Origin of the sequence: Micromonospora auratinigra (assembly GCF_900089595.1) — a bacterium.
GTDB classification, from domain to species: Bacteria; Actinomycetota; Actinomycetes; order Mycobacteriales; family Micromonosporaceae; genus Micromonospora; species Micromonospora auratinigra.
Genome location: NZ_LT594323.1, coordinates 5,919,813 through 5,940,789, shown reverse-complemented (window position 1 = coordinate 5,940,789; position 20,977 = coordinate 5,919,813). Strand labels below are relative to the sequence as shown.

21 protein-coding genes are annotated in these 20,977 nt (G+C 73.6%); 13 read left to right on the top strand and 8 right to left on the bottom strand.

The annotated features are described in order from the left end of the window. Positions 1-87: 87 nt before the first annotated feature. Together GA0070611_RS27130 and mca are read right to left on the bottom strand one after the other, a co-directional pair. A complete protein-coding gene (locus tag GA0070611_RS27130) occupies positions 88-381 on the bottom strand; it encodes a hypothetical protein (protein ID WP_091670488.1) in 294 nt (97 codons plus the stop codon). 48 nt (positions 382-429) lie between these two features. Beyond that, complete coding sequence (mca, locus tag GA0070611_RS27125; RefSeq protein ID WP_091673502.1) at positions 430-1,311, bottom strand: mycothiol conjugate amidase Mca; 882 nt, start codon at positions 1,309-1,311, stop codon at positions 430-432. 213 nt (positions 1,312-1,524) lie between these two features. On the opposite strand from mca, the gene GA0070611_RS27120 reads away from it, so the two are divergent. Together GA0070611_RS27120 and greA are read left to right on the top strand one after the other, a co-directional pair. Continuing rightward, positions 1,525-1,959: a DUF4307 domain-containing protein gene (locus tag GA0070611_RS27120; RefSeq protein WP_091670485.1), complete on the top strand. Its 435-nt coding sequence runs from the start codon at positions 1,525-1,527 to the stop codon at positions 1,957-1,959. A gap of 140 nt (positions 1,960-2,099) precedes the next feature. After that, positions 2,100-2,600 carry a transcription elongation factor GreA gene (gene greA / locus GA0070611_RS27115; RefSeq protein ID WP_091670480.1) on the top strand — a complete coding sequence of 167 codons (501 nt, stop codon included), beginning with the start codon at positions 2,100-2,102 and terminating at the stop codon, positions 2,598-2,600. Between the two features lie 139 nt (positions 2,601-2,739). Here greA and ilvA read toward each other — a convergent pair whose 3' ends face one another. Genes ilvA through GA0070611_RS27095 form a run of 4 tightly spaced genes read right to left on the bottom strand, consistent with a single transcriptional unit; the run spans position 2,740 to position 7,618 of the window. Next, complete coding sequence (ilvA, locus tag GA0070611_RS27110; RefSeq protein WP_091670476.1) at positions 2,740-3,960, bottom strand: threonine ammonia-lyase; 1,221 nt, start codon at positions 3,958-3,960, stop codon at positions 2,740-2,742. Then, a complete protein-coding gene (locus GA0070611_RS32320) occupies positions 3,957-5,000 on the bottom strand; it encodes a DUF4328 domain-containing protein (protein ID WP_091670473.1) in 1,044 nt (347 codons plus the stop codon). The genes ilvA and GA0070611_RS32320 overlap by 4 nt, the downstream gene beginning before the upstream one ends. Positions 5,001-5,046: 46 nt before the next feature. Further along, the gene (locus tag GA0070611_RS27100) at positions 5,047-6,459 is read right to left on the bottom strand and encodes an amidase (RefSeq protein ID WP_091670469.1); all 1,413 of its coding nucleotides are present in this window, start codon (positions 6,457-6,459) and stop codon (positions 5,047-5,049) included. A 16-nt stretch (positions 6,460-6,475) separates the two neighbouring features. After that, positions 6,476-7,618 carry a cystathionine gamma-synthase gene (locus GA0070611_RS27095; RefSeq protein ID WP_091670465.1) on the bottom strand — a complete coding sequence of 381 codons (1,143 nt, stop codon included), beginning with the start codon at positions 7,616-7,618 and terminating at the stop codon, positions 6,476-6,478. A 96-nt stretch (positions 7,619-7,714) separates the two neighbouring features. Between GA0070611_RS27095 and GA0070611_RS27090 the strand changes: the two genes are divergently transcribed. The 9 genes from GA0070611_RS27090 to GA0070611_RS27050 all read left to right on the top strand — a co-directional run bounded on the left by GA0070611_RS27090 (position 7,715) and on the right by GA0070611_RS27050 (position 17,098). Further along, positions 7,715-8,041, top strand: coding sequence for a hypothetical protein (locus tag GA0070611_RS27090; RefSeq protein WP_091670461.1), 327 nt, complete (start codon positions 7,715-7,717; stop codon positions 8,039-8,041). Positions 8,042-8,043: 2 nt separating this feature from the next. Next, positions 8,044-8,739 (top strand): nucleotidyl transferase AbiEii/AbiGii toxin family protein, encoded by a 696-nt coding sequence (locus tag GA0070611_RS27085; RefSeq protein WP_091670458.1) that lies wholly within the window; start codon positions 8,044-8,046, stop codon positions 8,737-8,739. A 37-nt stretch (positions 8,740-8,776) separates the two neighbouring features. Then, a complete protein-coding gene (locus GA0070611_RS27080) occupies positions 8,777-9,190 on the top strand; it encodes an HIT family protein (RefSeq protein ID WP_091670454.1) in 414 nt (137 codons plus the stop codon). A 98-nt stretch (positions 9,191-9,288) separates the two neighbouring features. Continuing rightward, complete coding sequence (gene msrA / locus GA0070611_RS27075) at positions 9,289-9,951, top strand: peptide-methionine (S)-S-oxide reductase MsrA (RefSeq protein ID WP_091670449.1); 663 nt, start codon at positions 9,289-9,291, stop codon at positions 9,949-9,951. A 204-nt stretch (positions 9,952-10,155) separates the two neighbouring features. Next, positions 10,156-11,940 carry an N-acetylglutaminylglutamine amidotransferase gene (locus GA0070611_RS27070; RefSeq protein WP_091670445.1) on the top strand — a complete coding sequence of 595 codons (1,785 nt, stop codon included), beginning with the start codon at positions 10,156-10,158 and terminating at the stop codon, positions 11,938-11,940. A 2-nt stretch (positions 11,941-11,942) separates the two neighbouring features. Continuing rightward, entirely contained in the window at positions 11,943-13,772 is a 1,830-nt protein-coding gene (gene ngg, locus GA0070611_RS27065) for an N-acetylglutaminylglutamine synthetase (protein WP_091670441.1), read from the top strand. Next, the gene (locus GA0070611_RS27060; protein WP_091670437.1) at positions 13,769-14,953 is read left to right on the top strand and encodes an osmoprotectant NAGGN system M42 family peptidase; all 1,185 of its coding nucleotides are present in this window, start codon (positions 13,769-13,771) and stop codon (positions 14,951-14,953) included. The genes ngg and GA0070611_RS27060 overlap by 4 nt, the downstream gene beginning before the upstream one ends. Before the next feature lie 709 nt (positions 14,954-15,662). Next, a complete protein-coding gene (locus tag GA0070611_RS27055) occupies positions 15,663-16,592 on the top strand; it encodes a ribonuclease Z (RefSeq protein WP_091670434.1) in 930 nt (309 codons plus the stop codon). Then, a complete protein-coding gene (locus GA0070611_RS27050; RefSeq protein ID WP_091670427.1) occupies positions 16,589-17,098 on the top strand; it encodes a GNAT family N-acetyltransferase in 510 nt (169 codons plus the stop codon). Before GA0070611_RS27055 ends, GA0070611_RS27050 begins: the two co-directional genes overlap by 4 nt. A gap of 53 nt (positions 17,099-17,151) precedes the next feature. On the opposite strand, the gene GA0070611_RS27045 is transcribed toward GA0070611_RS27050, so the two are convergent. Further along, positions 17,152-18,522 (bottom strand): cystathionine beta-synthase, encoded by a 1,371-nt coding sequence (locus GA0070611_RS27045; protein WP_091670424.1) that lies wholly within the window; start codon positions 18,520-18,522, stop codon positions 17,152-17,154. Between the two features lie 77 nt (positions 18,523-18,599). Beyond that, entirely contained in the window at positions 18,600-18,956 is a 357-nt protein-coding gene (locus GA0070611_RS27040) for a YkvA family protein (protein ID WP_091670419.1), read from the bottom strand. A 138-nt stretch (positions 18,957-19,094) separates the two neighbouring features. Between GA0070611_RS27040 and GA0070611_RS27035 the strand changes: the two genes are divergently transcribed. Then, positions 19,095-20,141: an SGNH/GDSL hydrolase family protein gene (locus GA0070611_RS27035; protein WP_091670414.1), complete on the top strand. Its 1,047-nt coding sequence runs from the start codon at positions 19,095-19,097 to the stop codon at positions 20,139-20,141. Further along, positions 20,138-20,935 (top strand): SGNH/GDSL hydrolase family protein, encoded by a 798-nt coding sequence (locus GA0070611_RS27030; protein WP_091670411.1) that lies wholly within the window; start codon positions 20,138-20,140, stop codon positions 20,933-20,935. The genes GA0070611_RS27035 and GA0070611_RS27030 overlap by 4 nt, the downstream gene beginning before the upstream one ends. Positions 20,936-20,977: the final 42 nt, after the last annotated feature.

Genomic DNA, 20,977 nt, shown 5'->3' with positions numbered 1-20,977 from the left:
ACTTTTGGTCCCCCGGCGGAAGGCTAAGCCAAAGCCGGTGGTCGCAACAGGGGGCGACCACCGACTCGGGCGTGATTCACGTGCCGACTACCCGTTCCGGCGCTGCTGGGAGCGGTTGGGGGTGATTGTCGGTGATTCCTGCGCGGCGGTGCCGTCTGTCGGATCGACGACTGTCGTCTCGACCCGCGTCTGCTCGACGGGACCCGACTGGGGCGGGAACCGGTCGGGCAGCCGGCGCAGCCGGGCGTTCATGTTGCGGATGAGCAGAACGGTGACGGTGGCCAGCGCGATGATGAGGAAGAGGCCCATCGGACCGGCCAGACCACCCGTGCGGGTGTCACCGAAGTTGTTCTCCGCGAGCACCTGGGCGGTGGTCAGCATGGTGTTCCTCCGATGTGCGGCTGACCACCAGGGTAGCCCGCCGCCGGATCAGCGGGCACGGGCCGTCTCGCGTACGCCGGCGAACAGGTCCGACTCGGGCAGCGGGCTGTCGACCAGCGACCGGGCGAGCTGGAAGTCCTCGGTCGGCCAGGCCCGCCGCTGCAGGTCCATCGGGACCTGGAACCAGAAGCCGTCCGGGTCGATCTGGGTGGCGTGGGCGCGCAGCGCGTCGTCGCGGACCGGGAAGTAGTCGGCGCAGTCGACCCGGGTGGTGATGCGCTGCCCCTTGTCGGGGCGGTCCTCCCACCGCTTCATCCAGTCGCCGTACGGCGACTCCAGGCCGGCGGCGAGCATGCCCTCGTGCAGCGCCATGATCTTGGCCCGGGAGAAGCCGACGTCGTAGTAGAGCTTGAGCGGCTGCCAGGGCTCGCCCAGCTCCGGGTGCCGGCCCGGGTCGCCGGCCGCCTCGAACGCGGCGACGGTCACCTTGTGGGTCATGATGTGGTCCGGGTGCGGGTAGCCGCCCTCCTCGTCGTACGTGGTGACCACGTGCGGACGGAACTGGCGCATCAGCCGCACCAGCGGGGCGGCGGCCTCGTCGACGTCCTGGAGGGCGAAGCAGCCCTCGGGCAGCGGCGGCAGCGGGTCGCCCTCGGGCAGCCCCGAGTCGACGAAACCGAGCCAGGCCTGCTCCACGCCGAGGATCGCCCGCGCCGCGTCCATCTCGGCGCGGCGGATCTCGCCGATGCTGGCCCAGACGTCCGGGCGGTCCATCTTGGGGTTGAGCACGCTCCCCCGCTCGCCGCCGGTGCAGGTGACGACCAGGACGTCGACCCCCTCCGCGACGTATTTCGCCATGGTCGCGGCGCCCTTGCTCGACTCGTCGTCGGGATGGGCGTGCACGGCCATGAGCCGCAGCTGCTCTGCCACCTTCGGCACTCCTCGTCTGCGCCGGCCGGACCCGGCCCGTTCCGGGCCGGACCGGCTGACCTGCCGGAATCTCCCCCCGCGCCCGCGGCACCCCCGTGCGGGCCGGCCGACCGCCGGGCCGACCTGCCATCCTTGGCTCAGCGCCGGGCTGGGAAGATGGACTCTGCCATTCTTGCCGATGCCGCCGACAACAACGCCAGGAGATACCCGCCGGTGAGCGAGACGCACGCCACAGTCAACCCCGGGGCCCCGGTCTTCCCGCCCGGGCGGTACGGCCGCCGCCGCGAGCCGGGACGCCGCCGGCCGGTGCTGCGCGCCCTGCTGGTGGTGGCCCTGCTGGCCGCCCTGGGGCTCGGCGCCGCGAAGCTCTACAGCCAGTACGGCGACCCCGACTACCGGGCCGAGGTGATCACCTACACCGGGATCACCGACAGCCGGGTGCTGGTCGACTTCCGGGTCACCGTGCCGCCGGGCGGCTCGGCCACCTGCCTGCTGCGCGCCCGCGCGCACGACGGGGCCGAGGTCGGGCACAGCGAGGTCACGGTGACCGCCGGACCCGGCCGGCGGCACGTGACCGCCCGGCACGAGGTGCCCACCACCGCCCGCCCGTTCATCGGCGAGGTGCTCCGCTGCCGGCCGGCCGGCTGAGACTCCCTTCCCGGCAGGTGGACCGGGCAGCGGCCCCGCAGGGCCGGCACCAGGGGTGTTCGGCATCACGCTGACGTGCCCGGCACTGGTAACTTGGTAGTTCACCTGTCAGCCAGCCCGCACAACCAAGGAGACCGCCTGTGTCCACGAACGGCAACGCGGCGTCCGCCACCTGGCTGTCCCAGGACGCGTACGACCGCCTGCAGGGCGAGCTCGACGAGCTCATCGCCAACCGCCCGGTCATCGCCGCCGAGATCAACGCCCGGCGCGAGGAGGGCGACCTGCGCGAGAACGGCGGTTACCAGGCCGCCCGCGAGGAGCAGGGCAAGGCCGAGGGGCGCATCCTCTACCTCAAGGAACTGCTCCGGACCGCCCAGGTGGGCGAGGCGCCGACCGCCGACGTGGTCTCGCCCGGCATGGTCGTGACGATCTACTTCGACGACGACGCCGACGACACCGAGACCTTCCTGCTCGGCTCCCGCGAGATCGCCTCCACCACCGACCTCACCGTCTACAGCCCCGAGTCCGCGCTCGGCAAGTCGATCCTGGGCGGCAAGGCGGGTCAGACCTGCACCTACACGGCCCCCAGTGGTGCCGACATCAAGGTGACGGTGGTCAAGTTCGAGCCGTTCGCCGGCTGACCGGCGACGTCCCGGGCCCGCGCCGCACGGCCGGACCCGACCCCGACCGAGGCTGACAGGCCGGTCGGGACCCCTGCCACACCGACCGCCCCGGCCTGCCGGCCGGGGCGGTCGCGTCGTAGCGGCCCGGGACGTCGGATCACTGCTCGGCGGCGAAGACCACCTGGTAGCCGCTGGCCCGCAGGGCGCTGATCAAGGTGTCCGAGTGCTCGACACCGCGGGTCTCCACCGAGAGCGCGACCTCCACCTCACCGAGGCGCAGGTGCGGGTTGGCCCGCTGGTGCTCCACGTCCACCACGTTGGCCCGGTGCTCGGCGATCTCGGCGAGCAGCGAGGCGAGCTGGCCCGGCCGGTCGCTGCACCGCACGGTGACCCGCAGGTAGCGGCCGGCGGCGGCGAGCCCGTGCTCGATCACCCGCAGCATCAGCAGCGGGTCGATGTTGCCGCCGGAGAGGACCGCCACCACCGGCGCCTCCACCTCCACGACCCCGGCCAGCAGCGCGGCCACCCCCACCGCGCCGGCCGGTTCCACCACCTGCTTGCCGCGCTCCAGCAGCATCAGCAGCGCCCGGGAGATGTCCTCCTCGGCCACCGTGACGATCTCGTCGACCAGCTTCCGGACGTGGGTGAAGGTCAGCTCGCCCGGGCGGCCCACCGCGATGCCGTCGGCGATCGTCGAGAACGACGGCAACCGCACCGGCTCGCCGGCCCGCAGCGAGGGCGGGAAGGCGGCGGCGCTGGCCGCCTGCACGCCGATCACCCGTACGTCGGGGCGCAGTGCCTTGGCGACCACCGCGATCCCGGAGACCAGGCCGCCGCCGCCAACCCCGGTGACGATCGTCTTCACCTCCGGGCACTGCTCCAGGATCTCCAGCGCGACCGTGCCCTGGCCGGCGATGACGTCCCGATGGTCGAACGGGTGGATCAGGACGGCCCCGGTCCGCTCGGCGAAGGTCTGCGCCGCGACCAGCGACTCGTCCACGTTGTTGCCGACCAGCTCCACCGACGCGCCGTACCCCTTGGTCGCGGCGACCTTCGGCAGCGGGGCGTTGACCGGCATGAAGACGGTGGCACGGGTGCCGACCAGGCCGGCGGCGAGCGCGACGCCCTGGGCGTGGTTGCCGGCGCTCGCCGCGACCACGCCCCGGCCCCGCTCCTCGGCGGAGAGCCGGGAGATCCGCACGTACGCCCCGCGCACCTTGTACGAGCCGGCGCGTTGCAGGTTCTCGCACTTGAGCCAGGTGGGTCCGCCCAGCGCGGCGCTGAGCGGCCGGGAGGGCTCCAGCGGGGTGGTCCGGGTGACGCCGGCGAGCAGTTCCCGCGCGGCTCGTACGTCGGCGAGACCGACCAGTTCCGTCATGCCCCGATCGTGCCACCCGCCCCCGGGGGAACCTGCGGCGACGCCGCCAACGGATCGGCGGCCACCTGCGGCGACGGCCCGGTCACCGGCTGCGCCGGGGCGGCCTGGCCGGGTGCCACGGGGGTCCCGGGAACCGGCGCCGGGTGACCGGGGACAGGCGCCTGGTGACCGGCGGCCGGGACCGGGTGACCGGAGGCGGGACCGGGGTGAGCGAAGGCGGGTCCGGGGTTACCCCAGGCAGCCGCCGGGTAGCCGGCGGGAGCGAGCCAGGCCGGGCGGGCCGGCGCGGCCCGGGCGATCCGGTCCTGCTGGGCGGCGGTGATCTGCCGGACCAGCAGGATCAGCGTGACGCCGGCGACCAGGCAGGCCAGCAGCACGACGAGACGGGCACCCAGCGCCCCCTCGTAGAAGTCGACGTAGGTGGCGAACTCCTCGTCGTTGCGGGGCCACTCGGTCAACCGCTCGTACCGCTGGCTCTCCAGCCGGCTGACGATCCGGTCGCCGAGGCCGAACACCAGCCAGGCCACCGCCCAGACGCCGACCAGCGGGGTGGCCCGCCGCCAGCGGCCGGCCCGGGACAGCTCGGCCAGCAGCCGCGCCGGCACCACGAAGTTGGCGAGCGGCACCAGCCAGCCGGCGATCGCCCAGCCCGCGCTCGTCGTCGGGTGCACGCCCGGGAACGCGTCCAGGTTCTTGCGCGCCCGCCAGCTCCAGATGATCACCAGGGTGGCGGCGGTCAGCAGGGCGAGCAGGTACGGCACCGAGAGCAGCGCCTCGGCCAGCACCGCGCCGAGCAGCACGTCCCGGTCGCCCTGCTCGGCCGCGCTGCGGGCCATCCGCACCCCGACCAGCGGGAAGAGCCCGACCGGCAGGTAGAGCAGCGTGGCCGCGCCGACCGCGATCGAGGCGGCCACCCCGAGGCCCCGGAGGCCGTGGACGGGTACGCCGGGGTCGACCGCCGGCTGCCCGCGGCGCGTGCCGCAGCGCTGACACTCCTCGAAGGCCGGGGACGTCGGGTCCCCGCAGGTCTGGCACTGCATCGTCGTCCCCCGGGTGCGCGCGTGAAGTCGCGCACACGGTAGACGATCACGCGTGGGCCGGCGACCCCGTTCCGAGGCGGGGATACCCGGGGGCGTGCCGCTGCCAGGGGGCCTCCAGCTCGAACTGGCCGGCGACGCCGAGCAGCAGCAGCTCCGAGCCGGGCGGCCCGACGAACTGCACGGCCACCGGCAGCCCGTCCGGTCGACGGCCCACCGGCACCACGATGGACGGCAGGCCGGCGATGTTCCACGGCGCGGCGTACGGGGCGTACCGGATGTTGGCCTTCATGTTGGCCGTCCAGGAGCGTCCCGACCAGCCGGCGGCCTCCGGCGGCGGGCCGGCCAGCGCCGGGGTGAGCAGCAGGTCGACCGAGTGGTCGGCGAAGAAGCCCACCGACCGCTCGCGCCAGGCGGCCCGGTCGGCCTCGCGCACGTATCCCCGGCGCTGCGCCCACTCGCCGAGCGCCACGTGCCGGCGGCTGCGCCGTTGCAGGTCGCGCCGCTGCACCCCGGCGGCCTGCACGTCGGCGGCGGCCGCGGCGAACCAGGTGGCGATGCCCTGCAGGCCGAGCCGGGTCGGGTAGACCGGGTCGGCGGGGACGGTGTCGTGCCCGGCGGCGGCCAGCAGCCGGCCGGCGGCGGCGACCGCGTCCCGGTTCGGGGCGTCCGGCGTGACGCCGCGCACCGGCGAGCGCAGCGAGACACCGACCCGCAGCCGGGGCGGCGGGACCAGCTTCTCCGGGCGACGCCCGGCGAGCACCGAGAAACCGACCACCGCGTCGGCGACGGTGCTGGTCAGCATGCCGTGCTCGGTGAGGCCGAACCAGTCGTCCGCGCCCAGCTGGCAGGGCACCACGCCCCGGCCGGGCTTGAGCCCGACCAGGCCGCAACAGGCCGCCGGGATGCGGATCGAGCCCAAGCCGTCGTTGCCGTGCGCCATCGGCACCAGCCCGGCGGCCACCGCGGCGGCCGCGCCGCCGGAGGAGCCACCGGGGGTACGCGACGGGTCCCACGGGTTGCGGGTCACCCCGGAGTCGTCGTCGGTGAGCGCCCAGAGGCCGAGCTCCGGCATCCGGGTGACGCCGAGGATCACCGCGCCCGCGCCGCGCAGCCGGCGGACCACCTCGTGGTCGGACTCCGCCACGGCGGTACGCACGGCAGCCGACCCGTTCCAGGTGGGCAGCCCGGCCACCGGGGTGTTCTCCTTGACCGCCACCGGCACCCCGGCCAGCGGCAGGTTGGCCAGGTCCTCCTGCTCGTCGACCTTCTCCGCCTCGGTGATCGCCTCCCCGCCGCGTACCGCGCGGAACGCGGCGAGGTCGGCGTCGGCCCGGGCGAGATGGTCGAGGTGGTCGGCCACCACCTGGGTGGCGGAGACGTCGCCCCGGCGTACGCCCCGGGCGATCTGCTTGGCGGTCGCCCCCACCCAGGTCGTCGGCATGATCTCCGGCACTGCCACCCTCCCCAGCCAGCGGTCAGCCCAGTGCCTGCTCCAGATCGGCGAGCAGGTCGTCGACCGTCTCGATGCCGACAGACAGTCGCACGAGATCGGCGGGAACTTCAAGCGGCGAGCCGGCAGCGCTCGCGTGTGTCATCCGACCCGGGTGCTCGATCAGGGACTCGACGCCGCCGAGGGACTCGGCGAGCACGAAGAGCTTCGCCCGGTTGCAGATCTGCACCGCGTGCTCCTCGCCGCCCGCGGCGCGGAACGAGATCATGCCGCCGAACCGGCGCATCTGCTTGGTCGCCACCTCGTGACCGGGGTGCGCGGGCAGGCCCGGGTAGATCACCTCGGCCACCTTGGCGTGACCGTCCAGGTAGGCGGCGATCCGCTCGGCGTTGTCGCAGTGCCGGTCCATCCGTACGCCGAGGGTCTTGATGCCGCGCAGCGTCAGCCAGGCGTCGAACGGGCCGTTGATCGCGCCCATCGCGTTCTGGTGGTAGCGCAGCTCCTCACCGAGGGTCCGGTCGGCGGCGATCAGGGCCCCACCGACCACGTCGGAGTGCCCGCCGACGTACTTGGTGGTGGAGTGCACCACCACGTCCGCGCCGAAGGCGATCGGCTGCTGGAGGTACGGCGAGGCGAAGGTGTTGTCGACCACCAGCAGCGCCCCGGCGTCGTGCGCCACCGCGGCCAGCGCGGCGATGTCGGCGATGCCGAGCAGCGGGTTGGTCGGCGTCTCCACCCAGATGATCCGGGTGCTGCCGGGGCGGATCGCCGCGCGCACCGCATCCGGGTCGGAGACCTTGGCCGGGGTGTAGTCCAGCCCCCAGCGCTCGGCCACCTTGGCGAAGAGCCGGTACGTGCCGCCGTACGCGTCGTCCGGGATGACCACGTGGTCACCGGGCTTGCAGACGGTCCGCAGCAGGGTGTCCTCGGCGGCCAGGCCACTGGCGAAGGCGAGCGCCACCGGCCCACCCTCCAGCGCGGCCAGGCACTCCTGGAGCGCGTCGCGGGTCGGGTTGCCGGAGCGGCTGTACTCGTAGCCCTGCCGGGGCGCGCCCACGGCGTCCTGGGCGTACGTGCTGGTCTGGTAGATCGGTGGGATCACCGCGCCGGTGCGGGCCTCCGGGTCCTGGCCGGCGTGGATGGCGAGCGTCTCGAAGCCGTGACTCATGACCGAGACGTTAGTCCGCCGTCCTGTCCCAGTGCGTGGAACCCTGGCGCGCGTCACAGCGCCGTTTCCGTCACCCGGCTGCGCCATACTGGGCCGGTGACCTCGCCCGCCCCGCTGCCGTCCCGCCTGATCGGTGTCACCGACCGCATCCCGCCGTCGCTGTCGCTGCTCCGCGGCCCCAGCCAGGGCGCCGTCCGCCTGCCGCTGCGGCTGGCGTGGTCGGGGCTCACCGAATTCGACGTCGCGGATGCCCGTCAGCGGTTGACGCTCTATCGAACGCTGATGGACTGCGGCCAACTCGACGACATCGTCCGCTACGTCAATGCCGCGCTGTTTCGTCGAGACTGGCCTCGGATCCGCCGGCTGACCGCCCGTCGAGTTGTCGCGGTGTGGGAGCGCCGGTTACCGGAACTCACCGCCTGATCATGGACGAGCTGCACCGGCGGCTGCTCCGGATCGGCTTCGCCGCCGGCGACGACCTCGGGCTGGTGCTGGCCGGAGGGTACGCGCTGTCGGCCCATCATCTGCTCACCCGCCCGTCACGGGACATCGACTTCGCCACCGCGACGGCGCTCCCGCTGCCGCTCGTGGCCGAGCGACTCGCGGACGCGTACTCGGATCAGGGCTTTGACTGTCGGATCCTGGAGGCCGGTGGCCGGATGGCTCGCCCGCTGGTGTCCTCCGGCCCCGTCGGCTGCGAGGTGGACGTACTCAAGGAGGCCATCGGCCCACCGGCGACATTGACCATCGGGCCGGTCCTTGCCTTCGAGGACGCCGTCGGGCTCAAGGTGAGGGCGCTGCACGACCGGGCGGCACACCGCGACTACATCGACATCCACGCCGCCCACAGACAACTGACCTGGCCCGAGCTGGAGGCTCTGGGAGCACGGCACACCGTGGGATTCTCGCTGGAGGAGCTGGCCGACCGCCTCGGCGGCATCGACGAGCTCGACGACCAGACATTCGCCGCCTACGGACTGGGCGACGAGGAGATCCGCCAACTGATCGACTGGGCTGCCCGTTGGGAGGCAGACATCCGGCAGCGACTGGCGAGCGGCGAAACCGGACCTGCCGGCGCGCCTGCGGACGACCTGTGGGAGAGCTACCTCGACGAGCCGTGACCGTGCGGACCCGGCCGGTCGTACTAGCCTCGGCGGGATGAGCGGGTGCGTGTTCTGCGGGATCGTGGCGGGCGAGGTGCCGGGGTTCACCGTCGCCGACGAGCCGGACGGGGTGGCCTTCCTGGACACCCGGCCGGTGTTCAAGGGGCACGTGCTGGTGGTGCCGCGTACCCACCTGGTGACCCTGGCCGAGCTGCCGGCCGGGGCGCTGCCCGGCTACTTCCGGCTGGTGCAGCGGTTGAGCGCGGCCGTGGAGACCGGTCTGGGCGCCGGTGGGACGTTCGTGGCGATGAACAACAAGGTGTCCCAGTCGGTGCCGCACCTGCACACCCACGTGGTGCCGCGGACCAAGGGCGACGGCCTGCGCGGCTTCTTCTGGCCCCGGACCCGCTACGCCGACGACGGCGAGGCCCGCGGGTACGCCGACCGGATCGCCGCCGCGCTCACCTGACCCGTCCGACCCGTTCCCGGCTGAGTGACGGTGGAGCGGGTAAGGAACCGGGACCCGGCGGTGTTGCAGGCGGGGAGAGGTACGAGAGGAGTTCCACCGTGTTCCTTCGCCGCATGAAGGCCGAGCTGCCCACCCCCGACCAGGCCCTGCCGGGCCGGGTCCTGCCGATGCCGGTCGCCGACCGGCACGAGGTGCTCCCCTCCTCGCTGAAGGGCCCCTTCCCGGCCGGCGCGCAGGTGGCCGTCTTCGGGATGGGCTGTTTCTGGGGCGCCGAGCGCCTGTTCTGGACCCTGCCGGGCGTGATCACCACGTCGGCCGGTTACGCGGGTGGCAGCACCCCGAACCCGACGTACGAGGAGGTCTGCTCGGGGATGACCGGGCACGCCGAGGTGGTCCAGGTGGTCTACGACCCGAGCCGGATCAGCTACGAGGACCTGCTCAAGGTCTTCTGGGAGAACCACGACCCGACCCAGGGCATGCGCCAGGGCAACGACGTCGGTACGCAGTACCGGTCGGCGATCTACACGACCACCGACGAGCAGCTCGCCACCGCGCAGGCATCCCGGGACGCGTTCGCGCCGATCGTGGCGCGGGCCGGCAAGGGTGAGATCACCACGGAGATCGCCCCGCTGGGCGACTACTTCTTCGCGGAGACGTACCACCAGCAGTATCTGGCGCCGACCAAGAACCCGAACGGGTACTGCAACCACGGCCCCAACGGGCTGAGCTGCCCGGTCGGCGTGGCCCGTACCGCCGGCTGAGCGAGGCGGATGTCCGTTTCCCGGGCCTGGGGTGTTTGTCACACCCCGGGCCCGGTTCATTTCCGGCATCCGCCGACACCAGGGGCGGGAATCCCAGGAGGTCAACCCGGTGACCCAACGTAGCGGCGCATTGTAGCGATCCGTCACACAACTGTCATCGTCTCAACAGGCGAACTGCAACAACCTCTGGCAGCATTGCCTGGCATGTGCGGACTAGCGGGAGAGTTCCGTCGTGACGGCTCACGCGCCGATGTGGCTGCGGTCGAGCGCATGGCGGCCACGATGAGTGACCGAGGGCCCGACGACAGCGGCGTGTGGTCGCAGGGCGCGACGGCCCTCGGCCACCGGCGGCTGAAGATCATCGACCTCTCCGCCGCCAGCGGGCAGCCGCTGGTCGACGCGGCCGCCGGCCTCACCGGCGTCTTCAACGGCTGCATCTACAACTACCGCGAGCTGCGCGAGGAGTTGCAGGCCAAGGGGCACCGCTTCTTCTCCTCCGGCGACAGCGAGGTCGTGGTCAAGGCGTACGCCGAGTGGGGCCTCGACTTCGTCGACCACCTGATCGGCATGTTCGCCGTGGCGATCAGCGAGCGGGACACCGGCCGGCTGGTGCTGGCCCGCGACCGGCTCGGCATCAAGCCGCTCTACCTGGCCGAGACCCCGGGCGCGGTGCGGTTCGCCTCCACCCTGCCGGCCCTGCTGGCCGGTGGCGGCATCGACACCTCGATCGACCCGGTGGCGCTCGCCCACTACCTGAGCTTCCACAGCATCGTGCCGCCGCCGCGGACCATCCTGCGCGGCGTCACCAAGCTCCCCCCGGCGACCGTGCGGGTGTACGAGGCGGACGGCTCCACCCGCGAGCGGGTCTACTGGGACCCGTCCTTCGGCCGGGCCGCCGAGCGGGCCGACTGGACCGAGCGGGACTGGCAGGACGCGCTGCTGGAGTCGCTGACCACCGCCGTGCGCCGCCGGATGGTGGCCGACGTGCCGGTCGGCGTACTGCTCTCCGGCGGGCTGGACTCCAGCCTGGTGGTGGCGCTGCTGGCCGGCGAGGGCCAGTCCGGCCTGGGCACCTTCTCCATCGGCTTCGACGCGGTCGGCGGCCGGGAGGGCGACGAGTTCGTCTACTCCGACCTGGTCGCGAAGACCTTCGGCACCGACCACCACCAGATCCGGGTGCCCACCGGCGACCTGCTGCCGCCGTTGGAGGCCGCCGTCGCGGCGATGAGCGAGCCGATGGTCAGCCACGACTGTGTGGCGTTCTGGCTGCTCAGCCAGGAGGTGGCCCGGCACGTCAAGGTGGTCCAGTCCGGTCAGGGCGCGGACGAGATCCTGGGCGGCTACCACTGGTACCCGCCGCTGGCCGGCGTGGACCGGGAGCAGGCCGTCGGGACGTACGCGAAGGCGTTCTTCGACCGCGACGCGGCCGGCCTGGCCCGGGTGCTCAACCCGGCGTGGCTGGCCGAGGGCGACCCGGCCCGCGAGTTCGTCGCCGCGCACCTGGGCCGGCCCGGCGCGCAGACCGCGGTCGACGCGGGCCTGCGGATCGACACCCAGGTGATGCTCACCGACGACCCGGTGAAGCGGGTCGACAACATGACGATGGCACACGGGCTGGAGGCCCGGGTGCCGTTCCTCGACCACGAGTTCGTGGAGCTGGCCGCGAGCTGCCCGCCGGAGCTGAAGCTAGCCCAGGGTGGCAAGGGCGTGCTGAAGGAGATCGGCCGCCGGGTCCTCCCGCACGAGGTCATCGACCGGCCGAAGGGCTACTTCCCGGTGCCGGGCCTCACCCACCTGGAGGGCAAGCTCCTCGACCGGGTACGCGACGCGCTCACCGCGCCCGCGGCCCGCCGCCGGGACCTGTTCCGCACCGAGTACGTGGACGCGCTGGTCGCCGACCCGAACGCCGAACTGACCCCGTTGAACGGAAACAAGCTGTGGCAACTCGGACTCCTGGAAATGTGGCTCCAGAGCCACGGAATCGACTGACCGTGACCGACACCCTCGCCACCGGGACCGCGCGGACGGACCGGGAACGGGTGCTGGGCCGGCGTCGGGAACGCGTCGGCCCGGGCGGTGACCCGGTCGCCCCGGGTGCCGCCGAGCCCCGCCAGGAGCCGGCCGAGGCCGCCGGCGTGGTGCTGGACTGCGGCTGGGGCCGGCTGGTGTTCGGGCAGACCTTCACCGAGCAGGTGGCGGTCGCCCAGGTGCTGCGCTCCGAGGCGGCCGGCGCCCGGGACATCTGCATCTACCTGCGCGACCCGCACGTGCTGGTCTCCCGGCTGCCCGACGAGCTGTTCATCGACCCGTCGCTGACGTACCGGCTGCCGCTGGGCGGGGACCGGCCGGCCGCCACCGGGGGCGACGAGGTGCCCGGCCTGACCATCCGGCCGCTGCGCGACGCCGACGACGCGGAGGCGGTGAACCGGATCTACGCCCGCAACGGCATGGTCACCGCGCCGGTGGAGGTGCTGGTCGAGAACGCCGGCACCGACCGGTTCCTGCACCTGGTGGCGGAGGACGCCACCGGCGAGGTGGTCGGCACCATCACCGGGGTGGACCACGTCGCGGTCTTCGCAGACCCGGAGCGCGGCGCCAGCCTCTGGTGCCTGACCGTGGACTTCAACACCGCGCCGCCCGGCACCGGCCAGGCGCTGCTCACCGCGCTCGCCGACCGGCTCGACGAGCGGGGCCGGGCGTACGTGGACCTGTCGGTGCTGGCCGAGAACTCGGGCGCGATCCGGCTCTACGAGCGGCTCGGCTTCCACCGCACCCAGACGCTCTGCGTGAAGCGGAAGAACCCGATCAACGAGCGGCTCTTCCTGCCCGCCGCCCCGGAGGGGTACGACGAGCTGAACCCGTACGCGAAGATCGTCGCGGACGAGGCGATGCGGCGCGGCATCCGGGTGGAGGTCACCGACCCGCACTGGGGCGAGCTGCGGCTGTCCAACGGCGGCCGGACCGTGCACACCCGCGAGTCGCTGTCGGAGCTGACCTCGGCGGTGGCGATGAGCCGCTGCGACGACAAGCGGGTGACCCGGCGGATCCTCACCGAGGCCGGGTTGCGCGTGCCGCGCGGCCGGACGGCCACCGGCGAGCCCGACGACCTGGCCTTCCTCGACGACGTCGGCCCGGTCGTGGTGAAGCCGGCGCGGGGCGAGCAGGGCAACGGGATCACCGTCGGGGTGCGTACCCCGGAGGCGCTGACCGCCGCCGTCGAGCTGGCCCGCCGGTTCTGCCCGGACGTGCTGATCGAGGAGCTGCGCGAGGGCGAGGACCTGCGGGTGGTGGTGATCGACCACGAGGTGGTCGCCGCCGCGGTCCGCCGGCCCGCACAGATCACCGGGGACGGGGTGCACGACGTCACCGAGCTGATCGAACGGCAGAGCCGTCGCCGGGCCGCCGCCACCGGCGGCGAGTCCCGGATCCCGATCGACGACATGACCCGCGAGGTGGTGGCCGAGGCGGGGTACCGGATGCACGACGTGCTGCCCGAGGGGCAGGTGCTGGCCGTCCGCCGGACCGCGAACCTGCACACCGGCGGCACCATCCACGACGTGACCGCCGAGCTGCACCCGGCGATCGCGGAGGCATGCGTGGCGGCCAGCCGGGCGCTGGACATCCCGGTCACCGGCCTGGACCTGCTGGTCCCCGCCCCGGACCGGCCGGAGCACGTGTTCATCGAGGCGAACGAGCGGCCCGGCCTGGCCAACCACGAGCCGCAGCCGACCGCCGAACGCTTCGTCGACCTGCTCTTCCCGGGCACCAGGGCACCGCAGCGGCTCTGGTCGCCGGCCGGTGCGGCAAGCTCAGGGGCATGACCGCACACCATCCCCGACCGCTCGACCTCGACCTCGACTACCTGCGCCAGGTGCTGGTGGAACTGCTGGAGATCCCCAGCCCGTCGGGGCGTACCGACCACATCCAGCAGTACGTGGGCGAGCGGCTCTCCGCGCTCGGGATCGGCTCCACGCTGACCCGGCGCGGGGCGCTCAGCGCCAGCCTGCCCGGCCCCCGGGAGACCGGCGCCGACCGGGCGATCGTGGTGCACACCGACACCATCGGCGGCATGGTCAAGCGGCTGAAGGAGAACGGGCGGCTGGAGGTCAACCCGATCGGCACGCACAGCGCCCGCTTCGCCGAGGGCGCCCACGTGCGGATCTTCACCGACGACCTGGACCGGATGATCACCGGCCAGGTGCTGCCGCTGAAGGCCAGCGGACACCGCTACAACGAGGCGGTCGACCTCCAGGGCGTCGGCTGGGACCTGGTCGAGGTCCGGGTCGACGAGCCCGTCGCGGACGAGGCCGGCCTGCGCGCGCTCGGCGTCGACGCCGGCGACTTCGTCGCGCTGCTGGCCAACCCCACGATCACCCCGAGCGGGTACGTGAAGTCCCGGCACCTGGACGACAAGGCCGGGGTGGCCGCGGTGCTGACCGCGTTCAAGGCGATGGTCGACGCCGGGATCACCCCGGCGGTCACCGCGCACCTGCTGGTCACCGTCACCGAGGAGATCGGGCACGGGGCCAGTCACGGCCTCGACCCGGACGTGGCGGAGATCGTCTCGGTGGACGCGGCGGTGGTCGCTCCCGGGCAGCAGTCCCGCGAGGACGCGGCCACCCTGGCGATGGGCGACGGGGTGGGCCCGTTCGACTACCACCTGACCCGCAACCTGGCCTCGATCGCCCGCGAGCACGGGGTGGACCTGGTCCGGGACGTCTTCGACTACTACCGCTCCGACGTGGCGGCGGCGGTGGAGGCGGGCGCGCACGCCCGGGTGGCGCTGCTCGGGTTCGGCGTGGACGCCACCCACGGCCACGAGCGCACCCACCTCGACGGCCTGCGGCACCTCACCCAGCTGCTCTGCCTCTATCTGCAGAGCCCGCTGGTCTTCCCCGAGTGGGACGCCGAGCCGGAGGGCGACCTGGCCGACTTCCCGTCCCTGGCCGTCCAGCCGGCCTCCGAGGAGGGCCCGCGCGAGGGCCCGATCGGCATCGACTGAGCCGGGTCCCGGACCGGGACGTCGTCGCGGTCGGCCTCGGCGGGCCGAGACGAAGCGGCCCCGGACCCCACTACCCCGACGCTACAAACTTGATGACATAAACGAATCGTCGGACCCGCCCACCCGCCGTGACCAGGCGACTCCCCCGCTCGCCGCGGGCCGCCCGCGGCGCGGCGGCCATGGCGCGGCAGCCATGGCGCGGCAGCCATGGCGCGGCGCCCGGCAACCGGCATCCCGCGCCCGGCAACCGGCACCCCCCGGCCGGCACCCCGCGCGCCCGGCACCCGCCACGCGGCGATTCATCTACGTCATCAAGTTTGTAGCGAGCTGCGAGGGGTCCGGCCCGGAGCCGGGGCCCGCAGCGCGACCCGGCGGCCAGCCGTCGCGACCGGCCAGCCGCGGAACCTGTGATCGAAATCCGTTGCCGGTGGCGCCGGGAAGTGGATAGCGTGGCCGTACACGGGAAAGGAGGTGGTCCAGACTTGTATAGCAATCGGACTCGTGAGGTGGCTGTCCGCTAGCCGCTGTCCTCGACAGTGAAAACATCGTCCGCCGCGAGGCGGGCAGCAAGGAACCATCGTCGAGACCGTGTGGCAGCGGTGCGGCGAAACCACGACAGCCACCCGACCCCCGGGGTGCCGGCCCAGTCCAGCCGGCCCGCGCGCGAGCGCGGAAGCCCCGGGGGTCGACCATATCCGGGGGAAGTTCCGTGTCGATGCGTGAGCTGCTGGTGCTCGGAACGGCCAGCCAGACGCCGACCCGGCAGCGCAACCACAACGGCTACCTGCTGCGCTGGGACGACGAGGTGCTCCTCTTCGACCCCGGCGAGGGCAGCCAGCGGCAGATGCTGCACACCGGCGTCTCCGCCACCGACCTCACCCGGATCTGCGTCACGCACTTCCACGGCGACCACTGCCTCGGCCTGCCCGGTATGATCCAGCGGCTCTCCCTGGACCGGGTGCCGCACCGGGTGGCCGTGCACTTCCCGGCCGGCGGCATCGACTACTTCGAGCGGCTGCGGCACGCGTCGAGCTTCCACGAGACCGCCGAGCTGGCCGTCGAGCCGATCGGCGCCGACGGGCAGCGGATCACTCTCGGCATCGGCACGCTGGAGGCCCGCCGGCTGCGGCACCCCGTCGAGACGTACGGCTACCGGCTGGTCGAGCCGGACGGCTGCCGGATGCTGCCGGAGCGGCTGGCCGCGTACGGCATCGCCGGTCCGGCCGTCGGCAAGCTGCACCGCGACGGCCACCTCGACCTGGACGGCCGTCGCGTCACCCGGGACGAGGTGAGCGTGACCCGGCCCGGCCAGCGGTTCGCCTTCGTGATGGACACCGGGCTCTGCGACGGGGTGTACGCCCTCGCCGAGCACGCCGACCTGCTGGTCATCGAGTCGACGTTCCTGGAGTCGGAGGCCGCGCTCGCCGCCGAGGTCGGCCACCTCACGGCCGCCCAGGCCGCCCGGGTGGCCACCGAGTCGGGGGTACGCACCCTGGTGCTCACCCACTTCTCCCAGCGGTACGCCGACCCCCGCCGGTTCGCCGACGAGGCCCGCGCCCACTTCACCGGGGAGCTGGTGATCGCCGAGGACCTGATGACCGTGCCGGTGCCGCCCCGCCGGGTAGCCTCGTCCGGGTGACGATCTCCCTACGCCCCGCCACCGAGGCCGATCTTATGGCGGTCGGCGCGCTGCACCAGCGGTCCCGGGTGGCGGCGTACTCGTCGTTCCTGTCGGCGGAGGCGCTGGCCGAGCCGACCCCGGAGGCGATGGGCGCGTACTGGGTGGAGCGGCTGACCTGGGAGGGCGCGGACCATCGGATGACCGTGGCCGAGCGGGACGGCCGGCTGGTCGGCTTCAGCTATCTCGGGCCGGACGACGCGGACGACCCGGCGACCGGGCTGCTCAACGCGATCCACCTCATCCCCGACGAGCGGGGCCGGGGCACCGGCCGGGCGCTGATGATCGACGCGCTGGACGCGATGCGGGCGCGCGGCTGGTCCCGGGCGGTGCTCTGGGTGCTCCGGGACAACGCCCGGGCCCGGCGCTTCTACGAGCGCGGCGGCTGGGCCGCCACCGGCGAGCAGCGCGACGACCTGATCGGCCCCGCCCTGGTCGCCCAGCTCCGCTACGCCCGCCCGCTGTAGGGACGCGCCGAGGGCCGCCCCGTCCGGAGCGGCCCTCGGCGAGAAACGTCGGATCAGTGCGCGCCGAGGTGGGCGAGCAGGTCCTGCCGGGTCAGCACGCCCTTCGGCTTGCCGTCGACCAGCACCAGCGCGGCGTCGGCCTTCTCCAGCAGGGCGACCGCCTCGCTGACCGGCTGCCCGCCACCGATCATCGGCAGCGGCTCGGCCATGTGCCGCTCGATGGTGTCGTGCAGGTGCGCCTGGCCGGTGAAGAGCGCGTCGAGCAGGTCCTTCTCGGCGATCGAGCCGGCCACCTCGCCGGTCACCACCGGCGGCTCGGCCTTGAGCACCGGGAGCTGGGAGACGCCGTACTCGCGCATGTAGTCGATCGCGTCCCGGACCGTCTCGGTCGGGTGCACGTGCACCAGCTCCGGCAGGCCGCCCGGCTTGCCGGCGAGCGCGTCGGCCACGGTCGGCTCCGCGCCGGAGTTGTCCAGGAAGCCGTACCGGGCCATCCAGGTGTCGTTGAAGATCTTGGAGAGGTAGCCCTTGCCGCTGTCCGGCAGGAGCACCACGATCACGTCGTCCGGGCCGGCCTTGCGGGCCACCTCCAGGGCGGCCACCACGGCCATCCCGCAGGAGCCGCCGACCAGCAGCCCCTCCTCGCGGGCCAGCCGCCGGGTCATCTCGAAGGACTGCTTGTCCGAGACCTCGACGATCTCGTCGGCGATGCTCCGGTCGTAGGTCTCCGGCCAGAAGTCCTCACCGACCCCCTCGACCAGGTACGGCCGGCCGGTGCCACCCGAGTAGACCGAGCCCTCCGGGTCCGCCCCGACGACCTTCACCCGGCCCTCGGACGCCTCCTTCAGGTACCGCCCGATGCCCGAGATGGTGCCGCCGGTGCCGACGCCCGCCACGAAGTGGGTGAGTTCTCCCCCGGTCTGCTCCCACAGCTCCGGGCCGGTCGTCTCGTAGTGCGAGCGCGGGTTGGCCGGGTTGCTGTACTGGTTGGGCTTCCAGGCGCCGGGGATCTCCCGGGCCAGCCGGTCGGAGACGTTGTAGTAGGAGCGCGGGTCCTCCGGCGCCACGGCGGTCGGGCAGACCACCACCTCGGCGCCGTACGCGCGCAGCACGTCCTGCTTGTCCTGGCTGACCTTGTCGGGGCAGACGAAGACGCACTTGTAGCCCTTGAGCTGCGCCACCAGGGCCAGGCCGACACCGGTGTTGCCGCTGGTCGGCTCGACGATCGTGCCGCCCGGCTTGAGGATGCCGGCCTGCTCGGCGTCCTCCACCATGCGCAGCGCGATCCGGTCCTTCACCGAACCGCCCGGGTTGACGTACTCCACCTTCGCCAGCACGGTCGCCTGGATACCCTCGGTGACGTTGCGCAGGCGGACCAGCGGGGTGTTGCCGATCAGCTCGACGACGTTGTCGTAGTACTGCACCTCGTTGTGCCCTTCGTAGCGCCGCCGCCGACGGCGGCCGGGAGACTTCGGTTCGTCGTCGCCCAGGGTACGTGCCGTCAGGGCACCGCATGCCCGGGGATGACGGAGCTGCGACGTGCCTCCCACTGAAGGAACCGCTCGGTCTCGGCGAGCACGCTGCCGGCCAGCCAGGTCACCATCACCGCGTCGTCGACCAGCCCGAAGATCGCCAGGAAGGCCTCCGGCACCAGATCGACCGGCGAGACGACGTACGCCGTCGCCCCCGCCATCAGGGCCAGCCGCAGGCCGCCGTCGTACTCACCCTTCGCGGTGGCCCGGATCATCCGGGGCAGCGCGGCCAGCCGGGCGCCCAGCGACGGCCCGCCCCGCGCGCCCACGGCCAGCGCCCGGGCCAGTGCCGTGAAGGCCGCGCTCCGCTTCAACGTCTTCCCCATCGTGTCGCCCCTTTCCGCTCGATCAGGGTGCGCTGCGCGCGCAAGCCCGCCCACCGGTAGCAGTACCCAGAACGGTCCCCGCCCAGCCGGACGATCATCGGAGAGCGGGTGTCGTGGGGGCGCGATAATGTCGACCTCATGGGGGACGCTGGTTCCGTCGCACCCGCCGGCTGGCAGCGCGCCCGGCGGATCGCCCGGGTGGCGGCGATCGGCACGGGCGCCACCGTGGCGGCCACCGTCGCCACCGGCGGGGTGCTGCTCGGCCAGGCCCGGCAGGCCCGGCGCACCATCCCGATGGCCGAGGCACCCCCACCACGCTGCGACGGCGTCTACGCCCCCCGGTTCCCCGGCCCGCCGGTCACCATGGTCATCCTCGGTGACTCCTCCGCCGCCGGTTACGGCGTGCACCGCCGCCGCGAGACCCCCGGCGCGCTGCTGGCCACCGGGCTGTCCCGGCGGCTGCACCGGCCGGTCCGGCTGCACCGGTTCGCGGTGGTGGGTTCCCTCTCCGCCGGCCTCAAGCCGCAGGTCGAGTCGGCCCTGGAGGTCGAGCCCGACGTCGCGGTGATCCTCATCGGCGGCAACGACGTCACCAACCGGACCCCGCCCGCGGTCGCCGTGCGCTACCTGGTCGACGCCGTGCGCACACTGCGGGCCGCCGGCTGCGCGGTGGTCGTCGGCACCTGCCCCGACCTGGGTGCGATCCGGCCGATCCAGCCCCCGCTGCGCTGGCTGGCCCGGCGCTGGAGCCGCCAGCTCGCCGCCGCCCAGACGGTCGCGGTGGTCGAGGCGGGCGGCTGGACGGTCTCCCTGGGTGACCTGCTCGGTCCCCGGTTCGCCGCCGAGCCGGGCCGGATGTTCGCCTGGGACCGGTTCCACCCGTCCGCCGAGGGGTACGCGATGGCCGCGGCGGCGCTGCTGCCCACCGTGCTCTCCGCGCTGGGCAGCGGAGCGGAGCGCAGGTCTTCGTTCCCCGGCGCGGAAGGCGTACGGTCGCTCCCGGAGGCGGCCCACGAGGCGGCCCGGCACGCCGGCACCGAGGTCAGCGGCGCCCAGGTCCGGGGCCGCGACCGGGGTCCCGGCGGGCGCTGGGCGCAGCTGAGGCGGCGCGCCTTCTTCGGCGTCGGCGCGGTGCCACCGTCCGGCACCGCCGCCGACTCACCCCAGTTGGAGGGACTGGCATGACCGAGCGCAGCGAGTTCGTGGCACGGTGGGGCCGGGCCGCCGCCCTGTCCCTGGTCGCCGGCACGGTCGGCGGCGCGGCCGTCCTGGCCGGTCAGGCCATCGCCGCCCGCAACCGGCAGTACGCCCAGCCCGAGCTGGGCCTGGCGCTGCGCGCCACGGTGGGTCGGCCCGGCGCTCCGGCGCTGCGGCTGGTCCTGCTCGGCGACTCGTCGGCGCTCGGCGTCGGGGTGACCAGCTTCGAGGAGACCGTCGGCGGGCAGCTCGCCCACCTGCTCACCGAGGGACCGACCGGCCGGCGGGTGCACCTGTCCAGCGTCGGCGTCTCCGGCTCCCGCTCCACCGACCTGGCCACCCAGGTGGCCCGGGCCCTGCTCGGCGAGCGTCCCGACGTGGCGGTGATCCTGATCGGGGCGAACGACGCCACCGGGCTGGCCCGGCCGGCGGACGCGGCGGCCTACCTGGGCTCGGCGGTGCGCCGGCTGCGCGAGGCGCACGTCGAGGTGGTCGTGGGCACCTGCCCCGACCTGGGCGCGGTGCGGGCGGTCGCCGCCCCGCTGCGTCAGCTGCTCGGCTGGTCCGGCCGGCGGGTCGCCCGGGCCCAGACGGCCGCCGTGCTGGACGCCGGCGGCACGGTGGTGGACCTCGGCACCGAGACCGGCCCGGTGTTCCGCGCCGACGCCGGGACGCTCTGCCACGACGGCTACCACCCCTCCGCCGACGGCTACCGGGTCTGGGCGCACGCCCTGCTGCCGGCGGTGGAGGCGGCGGCGACGGTGGCCTCCCGGCACCACTGAGCGCGGCCGGGCGGGGGTGACATTTCCCGCCCGCCGGCCAGC